This is a genomic window from Methylobacterium sp. PvR107, assembly GCF_017833295.1.
Taxonomy (GTDB): Bacteria; Pseudomonadota; Alphaproteobacteria; order Rhizobiales; family Beijerinckiaceae; genus Methylobacterium.
This window is the reverse complement of record NZ_JAFIBW010000001.1, coordinates 3932661-3946641: the sequence shown is the minus strand read 5'-3', so window position 1 is coordinate 3946641 and position 13981 is coordinate 3932661. Positions and strand designations below refer to the sequence as shown.

Below are 13981 nucleotides of genomic sequence, written 5' to 3'. Positions count from 1 at the left end.
GCCCGCACGATGGCAACCCGACCGGGCAACCATTCCGCGAGGACCAAGGAGATGATTGCTGTAAAAATCAAGCGGTCTCCTCAAAAAGCCGCCGCCTGCACGCACAACCGCCAGAATAAATCGAGATCGAAATCAAGTTTTCGCTTATTTTATCGCCGCTAAACGCACAAGATAGTCGATTTTTAATCACGCAATTTGCGAACTGATGCCGAGATATGCATCTTTATTGGTACGCCTGCTGCAGATCGACGGTGCAGTCCCGGCCGACCCGCGCGTAATTCTCGGCGAGCCAAGCCTGCGCGGCGGCCCGTCCCTTGTCGCGGAGGCGCTTGAACACGGTCCACCGCGCGTCGAGCTTGGACGCCGCGTTGTACGCCTCCAGCGCGTCGGTGCCGTCGATGCGGTGGACCAGGACCCGACGGTATTGCCCCTGGCCGAGCGTCCCCTCCTCGATCAGCCCGTCGAGGAAGTCGATGGCCCGCAATTCCCGCATCAAGTTGGCGTTGAAGGTGATCTCGTTGAGCCGGTCGCGGATCTCACTCTCGGTGCGCGGCGTCTCACGCCGCTCCACGGGATTGATCTGCACGAGCAGGATGTCGCGGGTCTGGGCGCCGCGATGGAGCGGGTAGAGGGGTGGATTGCCGAGATAGCCGCCATCCCAGTACGGCACGCCGTCGATCTCCACCGCCTGGAAGACGGTGGGCAGGCACGCCGACGCCATCAGGTGATCGACGGTCAGGCGCTCCCGCTCGAACACCGCGAGCTTGCCGGTCCAGACGTTGGTGGCGGAGACGAACAGGCCGGCAGTCTCGGCCGCGCGCAGGCGCTCGAAATCGACCTGCTCGGCCAGGGCCTTGCGCAGCGGGTTGATGTTGAGCGGGTTCGACACGTAGGGGCTGGGCGCCAGCATCTTGGCCCAGAACTCGGCCACCGGATTGCCCTTCCACAAGTTGAACAGGCCGCCCACGAAATGGCGCTGGGCCGGCCCGAGATCGCCGTCGAGGCTGACCTCGCGCCAGAACCGCTCCAGCCCCTCGCGGGCCCCGTCCGGGCCGCCCTTGAGCCAGCCATCCACCAGAACGACGGCGTTCATCGCGCCCGCGCTCGCCCCGGTCACCGCCTCGAAGGCGAGGCGCCCGTCCTCGATCAGGGCGTCGAGCACGCCCCAGGTGAACGCGCCATGCGCGCCGCCACCCTGCAGCGCCAGGGAGACCGGTTTCTCGGCCAGAGGTCCGGCCAGAGCCGGACCGGCCGGCTGCGCGGAGACGGCTTCGATCCCGTCCGAGACCGGAGCCTCGGGCACGGCCGTCGCGGGGTTCTGCGGCGCGAATTCGCCGGACTGCTCGCTCATGATGGTCTCCTCGAACAGGACTGAAGATGGGATGCTGCACTGCAGCATCAACCGCGCATCAGCGTTGCGGACCGAAGCCCGGCCCGGGCCAGCCTCGCGCGAATCGGCAACAGGTGCCGACGAAAACCTCGCGGGATCCCGGGCAAACTCGACATCGGCGCCCGGATACGACATGACAGCGGCGATGCTGTCATGCGCGATGCTGTCCTGCGCGGCGCCGGCTTGACGCGGCGCCGGGTCGTCCGCAGCTAACCCAAGGCAGCCCCGAAGTCCCGGCGAGGCGCGTCCCCGGACCGGTCTGGCAGCCATCAGGGCTCCCACGGCCCGCGAGACGCGCACGCGAAGGTCCACGATGGAAGTCATGGAAGCCACCCGTTCCGAAATCCCCGCCGACAACCCGCTGGCCGGTGGCGGACCGGAGGTCGCAGGTCCCGCCCCGCGCCACCGCACGGTCGGCGTCACGGTCGGCGAGGGCGACGGCGCGGTCACGGTCGGCGGCGGCGCCCCGATCGTCGTCCAGTCGATGACCAACACCGACACGGCCGATATCGACGCCACCGTGGCGCAGGTCGCCCAGCTCGCCCGGGTCGGCTCGGAGCTGGTCCGCATCACCGTCGATCGCGACGAGGCGGCCGCCGCAGTGCCGAAGATCCGCGAGCGCCTCGACCGGATCGGGGTCCACGTGCCGCTGGTGGGCGACTTCCACTACATCGGCCACAAGCTGCTCGCCGACCATCCGGCCTGCGCCGAGGCGCTGGCCAAGTACCGGATCAACCCCGGCAACGTCGGCTTCAAGGACAAGAAGGACACGCAGTTCTCGGCGATCATCGAGCAGGCGATCAAGCACAACAAGACCGTGCGGATCGGCGCCAACTGGGGCTCCCTCGACGGCGAGCTGCTCACCCACCTGATGGACGAGAACGCCAAGCTGCCGCGCCCGATCGATGCCCGCGCGGTGATGCGCGAGGCGATGGTCCGCTCGGCGATCGGCTCGGCGGACCGGGCCGTGGAGCTCGGCCTGCCGCAGAACAAGATCATCCTCTCGGCCAAGGTCTCGGCCGTTCAGGACCTTATTGCCGTCTACCGCGAGGTGGCGCGCCGCTCGGATTACGCGATCCATCTCGGCCTGACCGAGGCCGGCATGGGCTCGAAGGGCCTGGTCGCCGCCTCGGCCGCCATCGGTGTGCTCCTGCAGGAGGGGATCGGCGACACGATCCGCTATTCCCTTACCCCCGAACCCGGCGGCGACCGGAGCGTCGAGGTGAAGGCCAGCCAGGAACTCCTGCAGACGATGGGGTTCCGCACCTTCGTGCCGATGGTGGCGGCCTGCCCGGGCTGCGGCCGCACGACCTCGACGACGTTCCAGGAACTCGCCCGCGACATCCAGAACTGGATCGTCACGTCGATGCCGGAGTGGAAGAAGACCTATCCGGGCGTCGAGGGGCTGAACGTCGCCGTGATGGGCTGCATCGTGAACGGCCCGGGCGAATCGAAGCACGCCGATATCGGTATCTCGCTGCCCGGGACCGGCGAGACCCCGACCGCACCGGTCTTCATCGACGGCAAGAAGGCGATGACGCTGCGCGGCCCGACCCTGGCCAAGGATTTCGAGACGATCGTGATCGACTACATCCAGCGCCGATTCGGCCAGCAGGGCGGGACGCGAACCGCTGCCGAGTGAGGCGCGGGGCGGGTCTCCTTCGACCGGCGGAGGACCAGTCTCCCGCACCGTCATTCAGGGCGCCGCAGGTGAGCCCGGAAACCAGAACCGCTGGTGGTGCAAAGTCTGAGCGCGTCGGCGGCTCCGGATCCCGGGCTCCCCTCCGCGGCCCCGGGATGACGGGGCGGCGGCCAGGTCTGGGCCTGACGCGCCGAATTAATGTTTATAGCCCGGTCCCCGCGCCGAGACCCAGCCCCGCGCTCTTCGCAGATGCACACGGTTTCCGCCTGCCCGCGACCGTGGTAGCAACGCGCCACGATCCCGTGAAAGGTCGGCCCGGTGGCCGGCCCGCGCGGTTCGGCGGAGTCTTCGCGTTTTCTGCCCGGCCCCGATTGGCCCCTGAGCCGAACCGCGAAGCGCCGGCCACGCCCGAGCTTCCGACATCCGCATGAGCCAAACCTTCGCACCCGGCGTAGCAGCCCAGCCCGCGCCCGCAGCGCCCGACGCCGCGCGCGACCCAGGCCCGGCCTCGAACGGCGCCGACAGCCCGGCGCCGACGCAGGGGCCGGTGCCCTCCGGCTCGCTCGATGCCCCCGAAAAGGCCGAGACGCGCCACGGCCATGCCGGCTTCTGGACGCTGCTGGTCGGCTCCGTCGGGGTCGTCTACGGCGATATCGGCACGAGCCCGCTTTACGCGTTCCGCGAGGCTCTGGTCCCGGCCCGCACCGACGGCATCCTGCTGCCCGAGGAGGTGATCGGCACCGTCTCGCTGATCCTCTGGGCCCTCTTCATGATCGTGACGATCAAGTACGTCACGATCCTGCTGCGCATGGACAACAACGGCGAGGGCGGCATCCTTTCGCTGATGGCGCTGGCCCGCAAGGCGCTCGGCGGCTCGCGCATCGTGTTCATTCTGGGCCTGCTCGGCGCCTCGCTGTTCTACGGCGACGCGGTCATCACCCCGGCGATCTCTGTGCTCTCGGCCGTGGAGGGGCTGAAGCTCGTCACCCCGGCCCTGAACGACTACGTGCTGCCGATCACCGTGACGATCATCGTCGCGCTGTTCCTCGTGCAGAATCGCGGCACCGCCAAGGTCGCGGCCTTCTTCGGGCCAATGACCGTGGTGTGGTTCGTCGCCATGGCGCTCGCGGCCCTGCCGCATATCGGCCTGCACCCGGAGGTGTTCCGAGCGGTCAACCCCTGGTACGCGGTGCATTACCTGCTCGGCCACGGCAGCGGGGCGTTGGTAGCGCTGGGCGCGGTGTTCCTGGCGGTGACCGGCGCCGAAGCCCTGTTCGCCGATCTCGGGCATTTCGGCCGCAAGCCGATCCAGGTCGCCTGGGTCTGCCTCGTCTTCCCGGCCCTCGCCCTCAACTATCTCGGGCAAGCGGCCCTGGTGCTGGAGAAGCCCGACACGGCCGATCCGTTCTTCCAGCTGGTCCCGGTCTGGGGCCTGCTGCCGATGGTGGTGCTGGCCACGCTCGCCACCGTGGTGGCGAGCCAGGCGGTGATTACCGGCGCCTTCTCGCTGTCCCGGCAGGCGATCCAGCTCGGCCTGCTGCCGCGGCTTGAGATCCGCCACACCTCCGAATCGCATGCCGGCCAGATCTACCTGCCGCAGATCAACGGCTTGCTGATGATCGGCGTCGTGCTGCTGGCGGTGCTGTTCAAGACCTCCTCGTCGCTGGCCTCGGCCTACGGCATCGCGGTGACCGGCACGATGCTGCTCACCGCCTCCATGACCTTCCTGGTGATCTGGCGGATGTGGGGCTGGTCACCGGTGGCGGCCGCCGCGGTGATGCTGCCCTTCATCATCCTCGAATTCCTGTTCCTGCTCTCGAACCTGATCAAGGTGGTGGAGGGTGGCTACGTGCCGCTGCTGCTCGCCGGCGGCCTCATCATCCTGATGTGGACCTGGGTGCGCGGGGTCACGATCCTGTTCAACAAGACCCGCAAGACCGACGTGCCGCTCGTGGAGCTGGTGGGCATGCTGGAGAAGAGCCCTCCCCACCACGTCCGCGGCACCGCGGTGTTCCTGACGAGCGACCCCGAGATCGCCCCGGCGGCGCTCCTGCACAACCTCAAGCACAACAAGGTGCTGCACGAGAAGAACGTGATCCTCACCGTCGAGACGGTGGACACGCCGCGGTCCAACGAGGCCGACAAGGTCCGGATCGAGCCGGTGGGCCCGCATTTCTACAAGGTCGTGATGAAGTTCGGCTACATGGAGACGCCGAACATCCCGAAGACGCTGGTGCTGCTGCGCCGCCAGGGCTTCAAGTTCGACATCATGGCGACCTCGTTCTTCCTGTCCCGCCGCTCGATCCGGCCGGCGGCGCATTCGAACATGCCGCTCTGGCAGGACCGGATCTTCATCACGCTCGCCAAGAACGCCAACGACGCGACGGATTTCTTCCAGATCCCGACCGGGCGGGTGGTGGAGGTGGGGACGCAGGTGACGGTATAAAAAATGGATGCGGATTGAGTTGTCACGCTCGAATCAATTCTCAATACTGCAAACCATATCCTCTATTCCGACAGACTATTTATTGCCGATTTAAATGGTGAACACTCGTCTGGGAAAGCTGCCGTCCGCGTGCGATCGTGCATAGTCTTTTTTACTGCTTTTCTGACAAAAAGCCTATATCTGCTTGGGCCATTAGGAGGACGTAATGCGGACCGGCCCTGCTATCGACAGTGTCATTGCTGCATGGCGCGCAGAACTGGACCATCTTCAGTACGTCGTCGATAAACTCAGAATTGCGCTACAGATAAAGGAGTACGACCCCAATCAACCCCGCATTCCCGCTCATCAAACTGGCGCGGGGCGAGGGATAAAAGACGGAAACACTCAAGAAATAGATGTTACAAAAACTGATTTAAGCAACAACTCTACGCTGCGTCAAGGCACTAGAAGAATACGCAGACATGAGTCTGCGCGATTTGATTGTTTGCAAATTTACTAGCCTTCGGCCTTGCTATGCACAAGCAATGGCCCGCCCGGTCGCATGCGAGAACGGCCACCCAATCCCTCCATTGAATTTTTAATGGTGAGATCATCATTATTGCAGAGCGATCACTCTCAATCCAAGCTGGCACGGACACTAAGGAGTGCAAGATATCTATAAGCGCTCCGAAATTTTCCGAAGGCATGTGGATCTGCCGCTACACGATCGGGTGGCCAGATGCCGTACGCGATAGTTTTGGCGCCGGCGTGAATTCTGTGCAAGCTATTCATCTAACACTGCAGAAAATCGGCATTGAACTTTACGGCAGCGCTTATCACAAGGCTGGCATCTTAGTGTTCGAGAAGCCGGGCGATGGATACGGCTTTCCTATCCCGAAGAACGGCCGCTATCTCCTGGTTGGCGCGGATAAGACCTTCGAAGGGTGACGCCGGTAACGGTGTGGCGCCAACCGCTGATGTAGATCGACGCCGGGATTATCTACACGGCGCATCGAAGGCGAACCCGGATGCCGATCAACGTCAACAATCCCGAAGCCGACGCACGGACGCGCCGGCTCGCCGCCCTGGCAGCCGTCGGCATCGCCGAGGCGATCGAGCGCAGGCACCGGGGTGAGACGCCGCGGGAGATCGCGGCCCGGTTGCGCGCACAGCATGGGATCACGCTCGGCGACACCGCCCGGGAGCCTCTGTCGCGGGGGATCTACGATGCGATGCGGGAGAGCCCTTGCGCTCCGTGAATACTTGTGGAGACGGCCACGCACCGTCCCCTTTCCCGGAGAGGTGGCGCGAAGCGGGACCTGATCCGGGATCCAGCACGAGAACGCGCCGCGCAAGCGGCCGAAGTTGATCTGGAAGGACGCTGCGCGCTGTCTTGTGCTGGGTCCCGGGTCGCATTCCGCTGACCCGCCATGCGCCCGGGAAAGGGCTCCGCGCTTCATGAACCCATGCGGTGACGGACCCGGACGAAACGCCGTTACGCGATCAACCTCATGTGCGCCGCCGCACGCGCCATGTCCCAGGCGCGGCCGAGGCAGGATGACCAACCCCATCCCTGCGTTGCGCCCGGCCCGAGGACCGACTTAGAATAGTTATTCTTCTGAGCTTGAGCGTTGGCCCGGTCGCGACATGGCACCGGCCGACGTGAGCCGGCTAAGCCGGCATCGGCCCCCGGCCCGGCTCGGACCCGACTGAACGCCGCTCCGGCGCCGCCAGACAGGACGCATCGATGATCAAACTCACCGTGAACGGGGCTGCGCGCAGCTTCGACGGCGACCCCGACATGCCGCTGCTGTGGTACCTGCGGGACGAGCTCGGGCTCACCGGCACCAAGTTCGGCTGCGGCGTCTCGCTCTGCGGAGCCTGCACGATCCATCTCGGCGGCGCGGCGACCCGCGCCTGCATCACCCCGGTCTCGGCGGCCGCCGGCCAGGAGGTCGTCACCATCGAGGGGCTGTCGCCGGACGGCAACCACCCCGTGCAGGTGGCGTGGCGCGACCAGAACGTCGCCCAGTGCGGCTTCTGCCAGTGCGGCCAGATCATGCAGGCCGCGGCCCTCCTCAAGGACACGCCCAAGCCCACCGACCAGGACATCGACGACACGATGAGCGGCAACATCTGCCGCTGCGGCACCTACCCGCGCATCCGCACCGCGATCCATCAGGCCGCCGGCCAGACGGCACCCGCCAGCAAGGGAGAGCGCCTGTGATTCACGACGCCAAGCTCACCGCCGAGCTCGCCGCCGGCACCAAGCCGGCCCTCGACAATGTCAGCCGCCGCGGCATCCTCGGCGGCGCCGGCGCCCTGGTTCTGGCCCTCTCGCTGCGCCCGGCCCGGGCCGACGAGACCCAGACCGAGGAGCAGAAGCAGCAGAAATTCGGCGCCGACGGCATGCCGCATGGCTGGCGCGACGACCCGAAGGTCTTCGTCGCCATCGCGCCGGACGGCACCGTCACGGTGACCAACCACCGCTCCGACATGGGCCAGGGCATCCGCACCTCGGTGGCCTTCACGGTCGCCGACGAACTGGAGGCCGACTGGTCGAAGGTGAAGGTGGTCCAGGCCTGGGGCGACGAGACCCGCTTCGGCAACCAGGACACCGACGGCTCGCGCTCGACCCGCCACTTCTTCCAGCACTTCCGCCACGCGGGCGCCGCCGCGCGGCTGATGCTGATCCAGGCTGCTGCCAAGCAGTGGGGCGTGCCGGCCACGGAGGTGACGGCCGTCAACCACACGCTGACGCACGCCAAGTCGGGCCGGACCCTCGGCTACGGCGCGGTGGCCCAGGCGGCGGCCGAGCTGCCCGTCCCCACCGACGTGAAGCTGAAGGACCCGAAGGACTTCCGCTACATCGGCACCGGCAAGGTCGGGCTGATCGACAATTTCGACATCACCACCGGCAAGGCGATCTACGGCCTCGACACCAAGCTCGACGGGATGCTGTACGCGGTGGTCGCCCGCCCGGCCGTCTACGGCGGCAAGGTGAAGTCCTTCGACGACGCCGAGGCCAAGAAGGTCCCGGGCGTCGTGAAGATCTTCAAGATCGACGGCGGCGAGATCCCGTCCGAGTTCATGCCGCTCGGCGGCGTGGCGGTGGTCGCCAAGAATACCTGGGCGGCCCTGAAGGCGCGCGACGCGCTCAAGATCACCTGGGATGACGGCCCGAACGCCGGCTACGACACCGACGCGTTCCGCAAGGAGCTGGAGGCCGCAGCCCGCAAGCCCGGCAAGGTCGTGCGGACGCAGGGCGACGTCGACGGCGCCCTGGCCAAGGCCAAGACCAAGGTCCAGGCCGAGTACTTCGTGCCCCACCTCGCCCAGGCGCCGATGGAGCCCCCGGCGGCCGTGGCCCGCGTGAAGGACGGGTATTGCGAGGCCTGGGCCTGCGTCCAGGGTCCGCAGGCGGCCAACGACCGGCTGATGAAGGCGCTCAATCTGCCCGACGACAAGGTCAAGGTGAACGTCACGCTGCTCGGCGGCGGGTTCGGGCGAAAGTCCAAGCCCGACTACGTGGTCGAGGCGGCGCTGTGCTCCCAGGCGGTCGGCGGCGCGCCGGTGAAGCTCGCCTGGACCCGCGAGGACGACCTGCACCACGGCTTCTACCACACCATCTCGGTGGAGCACCTGGAGGCCGGCCTCGACGAGAAGGGCATGCCGGTGGCGTGGCTGCACCGCTCGGTGGCGCCGACGATCGGCTCGATCTTCGCGCCCGACCCGAAGCACGAGCTGCCGTTCGAGCTCGGGATGGGGCTGGTCAACACGCCGCTCAACATCCCGAACATGCGGCTGGAGAACCCCGAGGCCGCCGCCCATGTCCGCGTCGGCTGGTTCCGCTCGGTGTCGAACATCCCGCACGCCTTCGCGATCCAGTCCTTCGTGTCGGAGCTGGCGCACGCCGCCGGCCGCGAGCCGAAGGAGTACCTGCTCGAGCTCATCGGCCCCGATCGCAAGATCGACCCGACCGAGATCGGCGACGTCTGGAATTACGGTGAGGACCCGAAGCGCTACCCGATCGAGACCGGCCGCCTGCGCGGCGTGATCGAGGCGGCCGCCAAGGGCGCGGGCTGGGGTCGCGAGATGCCCAAGGGCACCGGCCTCGGCGTCGCCGGCCACTACAGCTTCGTCACCTACACGGCGGTGGCGGCCGAGGTGGAGGTCGACGACAAGGGTCAGGTGAAGGTGAAGGCGATCGACATCGCGGTCGATTGCGGGCCGCAGGTCAACCCGGAGCGCATCCGTTCGCAGATGGAGGGCGCGGTGGTCATGGGGATGGGGCTCGCCCTCACCTCCGAGATCACCTTCAAGCAGGGTCGGGCGGTGCAGAACAACTTCGACGGCTACGAGGTCCTCCGGATCGACGCCGCTCCGAAAATGGTCCGTGTGCACCTCGTGCCAAGCGGCAACTGGGACGGGCCGCTCGGCGGCGTCGGCGAGCCCGGCGTGCCGCCGGTGGCGCCGGCGATCGCCAACGCGATCTTCGCGGCCACCGGTCGCCGGGTCCGGCAATTGCCCATCCGCGATCAGCTGAGCGCCTGAACCGTCACCCGTCGCGAGACGTTGGGGCCGCGGGGGAACCCGCGGCCCCAAGTTTTTGGAAAGTACCCGATCCGATGATGCGTCCCGCCCTGACAGCCTGCCTGATCCTGACGGCGGCCCCCGCCCTCGCCTCACCGTGCGGCGACCGGATCGACAGCGTCTCGAAGCGCGTCCAGTCCGAGCTGACCCAATCGATCTCCGCCAATACCAGCGGCCAGGGCAACGCCGCCAAGCGCGGTGGCGAAGGCCTGACCGGCACGGAGGGGCAGCGGGCGAACGAATCTCCGGAGGCGCCGCCCGAGAAGTCGGCCCAGGCCGGCCAGGGGGCGGATGCCGCCCAGCAGGCGAAGGTCGCCCTGGAGGAGGCCCGCACGGCGGACTCGAAGGGCGACGCGCAGGGCTGCGAGGCGGCGCTCACCCGTTCCGAGCAGCAGCTGAAGAAGGCGCCATGAGGTCTCGGTAGCCGACCGGGTTTTTCCCTGCGGTAAGGGGCGTAGGCCCGATTTCTCGAGAGAGCCTGCACATCCGCACGTACCTGTTGGAGGAAGCGCGCGGTCGGCAACGTATCCCTCACCCCTCTGCGGGAGAGGGAAGGCGCGTGGCATATCTCCACCGTCTTCTTCGTGAGAGCTAGGACCAGAGCAGTCTCGCCTGCCGCGCAGAAAGTTCGGACACCGCGTCCAAGCCACGTCCACCGAGACGACCCGCGCGGTGGTGACGCTCTCGGACGCCGCGGCGGATCCCTGCCGAACCCGACCGCATCTTCGGCCTCGGCGCTCTCGGAAGGCCCGGCCCTGCGGCCGTCGCGCGTCCGGCAGGCCAGGTTTCGACGTCCTGCGAAACCGGCCTTTCGGGGGGGGGCCACCGCATGGCCCCGCCCGTCGCGCCGACGCGCCATGGATCATCCCGGCTGCGCGTCGGCGAAGTGTCGGTCGGGCGCGAAGCACGGCCCCTGTGAGGACAGCTCGGCTCCGGCGGCGGTGGCCCGCTCATCTCGGAGGCGGCCCGTCCTCCGGCCTCATCCCAGGGCCGGCGGCGGGGCAGCCGGGGACGGCGGCGGCCGCCCCGGAGGGAGGCTCAGGCGGCCGCGGCGGCGAGCGCGTGCGGGTTGCCGTTCAGGCCGGCGCAGAGATCGTCGATCTCGGCCAGGTCCAGCGCATCGCCGGCCCGGCCGGCGATGGTGTCGATCAGGTGATCCTGACGGGGGTCGAACGGATGCCCCTGCATCCGGTAGAACTGGTAATAGCGCAAAGCCGCCAGGACGGTGTCACGCTCGCGGTCGGTTACGGTGAAGTGCTGCATGGGTCGTAGCTTCCCCTTGTGGCTTCAACGAACGCTCGGGAGGGCCGCGACGCCGAGCCCAAGCTTGGCCATTGTAACCGGTGGGCAACTGTCCGAACAGTTCTTGACAGCTCGCACGGACGTGATTCGCAGGCGCCAGGGCCTTGCGGCGCGCCCGCAGCAGCCGATCCCTGGATCAAAAACCCAGTCTTCCCAGGCGCTTGCCGGCGTTTGGCTCGTTACAGACCAAGATCGGCCAGATAGCGCGGCAGCGCCTCGCTCGCCGGTCCGTAGCGCGCCGCGTCGAAGGCATCGGCGTTGTCCGACGGCTCCAAGTTGATTTCGCAGGTCGGGATGCCGAGGGCCCGGGCCTGCCGCACGTAACCTGCGGCCGGGTAGACCGCCCCCGACGTGCCCACCGCCACGAAAAGGTCGGCCTCGGCCAGCGCCGCCTCGATCGCGTCGAGGTGCATCGGCATCTCGCCGAACCAAACCACGTCCGGCCGCATCCGGCCCGGCGTGCCGCAGGCGGGGCAGCTGTCCGCCCGGGTCAGGTCGGTGCGCCACGGGGTGACCACACCGCAGGCGCAGCAGCGGGCCTTGAGCAGCTCGCCGTGCATATGGGTGACGGCGCGCGAGCCCGACCGCTCGTGCAGGTCGTCGACGTTCTGCGTGCACAGGAACAGCCGCCCGCCCTGCGCGGCGAGCCGGGCCTCGGCGCGCGCCAAGGCGACGTGGGCGGCGTTCGGCTCGGCCGCGACCACGCCGCGACGGCGATGGTCGTAGAAGTCGAGCACCGTACCGGGGTCGGCCGCGTAGGCCTCCGGGGTGGCGAGCTTCATCGGGTCGAACCGCGCCCAGATCCCGCCGCGGTCCCGGAACGTGCCGAGCCCGCTCTCGGCCGAGACGCCGGCCCCGGTCAGCACGAAGAGGGTCTTGGGACGTCCCGTCATAGGCTGCTCCTGCGCGCCGGAATTTGGCCGGATATGTCCGCTGGTTGGCGGCGCGGTTTCTTTTCCGCCACGTCTGGCCGGTGGATGCTGCAGCTCGCTTCACCGAGCGGGAGACACGAAATGTCCGATGTTGCGCTGCTGATCATCGATGTCCAGGAATCCTTCCGGCACCGCTCCTTCTGGAACGACGCCGATGTCCCGCCCTTCACCGAGCGCCTGCAGGCGCTCATCGACGGCGCCGCCGCGCGGCAGATCCCGATCCTGCAGGTCTTCCACACGGCCGAGAGCGGCCCGTTCTCCCGCGCCTCCGGCCATGTCCGCACCCTCGAGCCGGTCGTGATCGCGCCGACGGCCACCTTCCACAAGCGCCGGCACAGCGCCCTGGTCGAGACCGGCCTGTCGGACTGGCTGACGCGGCACGGCATCCGCCGGCTGATCGTGTCGGGCATCCGGACCGAGCAGTGCTGCGAGACCACGGCCCGCCACGCCTCCGACAGCGGATGGCAGGTCGACTACGTGACGGAGGCCACCCTGACCTTCGCGATGACCCATCCGGACGGCCGCCGCTTCAGCGCAGACGACATCAAGGCCCGCACCGAGCTCGTTCTGACCGACCGGTTCGCCCGGATCGCCTCGGTGGACCAGGCGCTGGCCGGCCCGGACCTGCCGGTCGCCGCATGAGCGAGGCAGGGCGGCGCATCGCGGTCCTCGTGGTCCTGCCGCCGCGCGCGCTGCTGCTCGACCTCGCCGGCCCGCTGGAGGTGCTGCGGATCGCCGGCACCGTCCAGGACCGCGTCGGCTTCGCGGTGGCCTACGCGGCACCGCGGGGGCTCACCCGCTGCTCGATCGGGCTCGACCTGGGTGGTGCCGGGCCGCTGCCGGAGACGGTGGCCGACGGGACGGTCGTGCTCCTTCCGGGCTCCGCGACGGGGGTGCTCGGCGGCGCGCCGGACTGGGCGGAGGATGCAACCGCCGAAGCCGAGATCGTCGCGTGGCTGCGCGGTGTGATCCGGCCGGGCCATAGCGTGGTGACCGTGTGTGAGGGCGCCCTGCTGGCGGCGCGGGCCGGGCTCCTCGACGGCTACGCCTGCACCACCCACCATGCCAGCTGCGACCGCCTGCGGACGGCGGCGCCCCGCGCCCAGGTCCGGGAGAACCGGCTGTTCGTGCAGGACCGCGACCGGCTCAGCAGCGCCGGAGTCACCGCCGGCATCGACTTGATGCTGCACCTCGTGGCCGAATGGGCCGGTCCGGCGACGGCGGTCGCCGTGGCCCGGACGCTCGTCGTGTATATGCGGCGCGGTCCCGACGATCCCCAGCTCTCGCCCTGGCTCGAAGGGCGCAGCCACCTGCATCCGGTGGTGCACCGGGCCCAGGATGCGATCACCGCCAATCCCGCCCGGGACTGGTCGCCGGCGCTCCTCGGCCGGGTCGCGGGGGCGAGCCCGCGCAACCTCGCGCGGCTGTTCCGGCTCCACGCCGGCATGACGGTGACGGATGCGGTCAACCGGTCCCGCGTCGCGCTAGCCCGGGACCTGATCGCGCAGAGCGATCTCGGCCTGGAGCAGGTCGCCGAGCGGGCCGGCTTCGGCTCCGCCCGGCACATGCGCCGCGTCTGGCGCCAGTTTCACGCGGCGGCACCGTCCGGACTCCGCGCTGCGGCGGCGCGCTAGATTCCGTCGCAGGCCTATGACCTCCTTCCCGTAGCGCGAATCGGCGCGGACCATGCATCCGTC

12 protein-coding genes are annotated in these 13981 nt (G+C 68.4%); 9 read left to right on the top strand and 3 right to left on the bottom strand.

What is annotated here, in order from left to right; all coding sequences use genetic code 11:
- Positions 1 to 223: 223 nt before the first annotated feature.
- Positions 224 to 1351: a patatin-like phospholipase family protein gene (locus JOE48_RS18545; protein WP_210032002.1), complete on the bottom strand. Its 1128-nt coding sequence runs from the start codon at positions 1349 to 1351 to the stop codon at positions 224 to 226.
- 352 nt (positions 1352 to 1703) lie between these two features.
- Here JOE48_RS18545 and ispG point away from each other — a divergent pair, with 352 nt between their 5' ends.
- The 7 genes from ispG (at position 1704) to JOE48_RS18510 (ending at position 10463) form a co-directional block, all read left to right on the top strand.
- Positions 1704 to 3032 (top strand): flavodoxin-dependent (E)-4-hydroxy-3-methylbut-2-enyl-diphosphate synthase, encoded by a 1329-nt coding sequence (gene ispG / locus JOE48_RS18540; protein ID WP_210032000.1) that lies wholly within the window; start codon positions 1704 to 1706, stop codon positions 3030 to 3032.
- Positions 3033 to 3459: 427 nt separating this feature from the next.
- Entirely contained in the window at positions 3460 to 5478 is a 2019-nt protein-coding gene (locus tag JOE48_RS18535) for a potassium transporter Kup (RefSeq protein ID WP_210031999.1), read from the top strand.
- Positions 5479 to 6051: 573 nt separating this feature from the next.
- Positions 6052 to 6405, top strand: a complete 354-nt coding sequence (locus JOE48_RS18530) for a DUF6968 family protein (RefSeq protein WP_409518640.1) — start codon at positions 6052 to 6054, stop codon at positions 6403 to 6405.
- 80 nt (positions 6406 to 6485) lie between these two features.
- A complete protein-coding gene (locus JOE48_RS18525) occupies positions 6486 to 6716 on the top strand; it encodes a hypothetical protein (protein WP_210031997.1) in 231 nt (76 codons plus the stop codon).
- Positions 6717 to 7204: 488 nt separating this feature from the next.
- A complete protein-coding gene (locus JOE48_RS18520; RefSeq protein WP_149311330.1) occupies positions 7205 to 7684 on the top strand; it encodes a (2Fe-2S)-binding protein in 480 nt (159 codons plus the stop codon).
- Complete coding sequence (locus tag JOE48_RS18515) at positions 7681 to 10011, top strand: xanthine dehydrogenase family protein molybdopterin-binding subunit (protein WP_210031996.1); 2331 nt, start codon at positions 7681 to 7683, stop codon at positions 10009 to 10011. Before JOE48_RS18520 ends, JOE48_RS18515 begins: the two co-directional genes overlap by 4 nt.
- Before the next feature lie 74 nt (positions 10012 to 10085).
- Positions 10086 to 10463 carry a hypothetical protein gene (locus JOE48_RS18510; RefSeq protein WP_210031995.1) on the top strand — a complete coding sequence of 126 codons (378 nt, stop codon included), beginning with the start codon at positions 10086 to 10088 and terminating at the stop codon, positions 10461 to 10463.
- Positions 10464 to 11088: 625 nt separating this feature from the next.
- On the opposite strand, the gene JOE48_RS18505 is transcribed toward JOE48_RS18510, so the two are convergent.
- Together JOE48_RS18505 and JOE48_RS18500 are read right to left on the bottom strand one after the other, a co-directional pair.
- Positions 11089 to 11313: a hypothetical protein gene (locus tag JOE48_RS18505; protein ID WP_147854742.1), complete on the bottom strand. Its 225-nt coding sequence runs from the start codon at positions 11311 to 11313 to the stop codon at positions 11089 to 11091.
- Between the two features lie 218 nt (positions 11314 to 11531).
- A complete protein-coding gene (locus tag JOE48_RS18500) occupies positions 11532 to 12245 on the bottom strand; it encodes an SIR2 family NAD-dependent protein deacylase (protein ID WP_210031994.1) in 714 nt (237 codons plus the stop codon).
- 120 nt (positions 12246 to 12365) lie between these two features.
- Between JOE48_RS18500 and JOE48_RS18495 the strand changes: the two genes are divergently transcribed.
- Positions 12366 to 12926 (top strand): isochorismatase family protein, encoded by a 561-nt coding sequence (locus JOE48_RS18495; RefSeq protein WP_210031993.1) that lies wholly within the window; start codon positions 12366 to 12368, stop codon positions 12924 to 12926.
- Positions 12923 to 13918: a GlxA family transcriptional regulator gene (locus JOE48_RS18490; RefSeq protein WP_210031991.1), complete on the top strand. Its 996-nt coding sequence runs from the start codon at positions 12923 to 12925 to the stop codon at positions 13916 to 13918. Before JOE48_RS18495 ends, JOE48_RS18490 begins: the two co-directional genes overlap by 4 nt.
- The last annotated feature ends 63 nt before the right edge of the window (positions 13919 to 13981 follow it).

Bases quoted from the DNA above. Each gene is read 5' to 3' on its own strand.
- JOE48_RS18525 (WP_210031997.1), top strand. From the start codon at position 6,486: ATGCCGATCAACGTCAACAATCCCGAAGCCGACGCACGGACGCGCCGG.
- JOE48_RS18520 (WP_149311330.1), top strand. From the start codon at position 7,205: ATGATCAAACTCACCGTGAACGGGGCTGCGCGCAGCTTCGACGGCGAC.
- JOE48_RS18490 (WP_210031991.1), top strand. From the start codon at position 12,923: ATGAGCGAGGCAGGGCGGCGCATCGCGGTCCTCGTGGTCCTGCCGCCG.
- JOE48_RS18505 (WP_147854742.1), bottom strand. From the start codon at position 11,313: ATGCAGCACTTCACCGTAACCGACCGCGAGCGTGACACCGTCCTGGCG.
- JOE48_RS18535 (WP_210031999.1), top strand. From the start codon at position 3,460: ATGAGCCAAACCTTCGCACCCGGCGTAGCAGCCCAGCCCGCGCCCGCA.
- JOE48_RS18545 (WP_210032002.1), bottom strand. From the start codon at position 1,351: ATGAGCGAGCAGTCCGGCGAATTCGCGCCGCAGAACCCCGCGACGGCC.
- ispG (WP_210032000.1), top strand. From the start codon at position 1,704: ATGGAAGTCATGGAAGCCACCCGTTCCGAAATCCCCGCCGACAACCCG.
- JOE48_RS18500 (WP_210031994.1), bottom strand. From the start codon at position 12,245: ATGACGGGACGTCCCAAGACCCTCTTCGTGCTGACCGGGGCCGGCGTC.
- JOE48_RS18495 (WP_210031993.1), top strand. From the start codon at position 12,366: ATGTCCGATGTTGCGCTGCTGATCATCGATGTCCAGGAATCCTTCCGG.
- JOE48_RS18510 (WP_210031995.1), top strand. From the start codon at position 10,086: ATGATGCGTCCCGCCCTGACAGCCTGCCTGATCCTGACGGCGGCCCCC.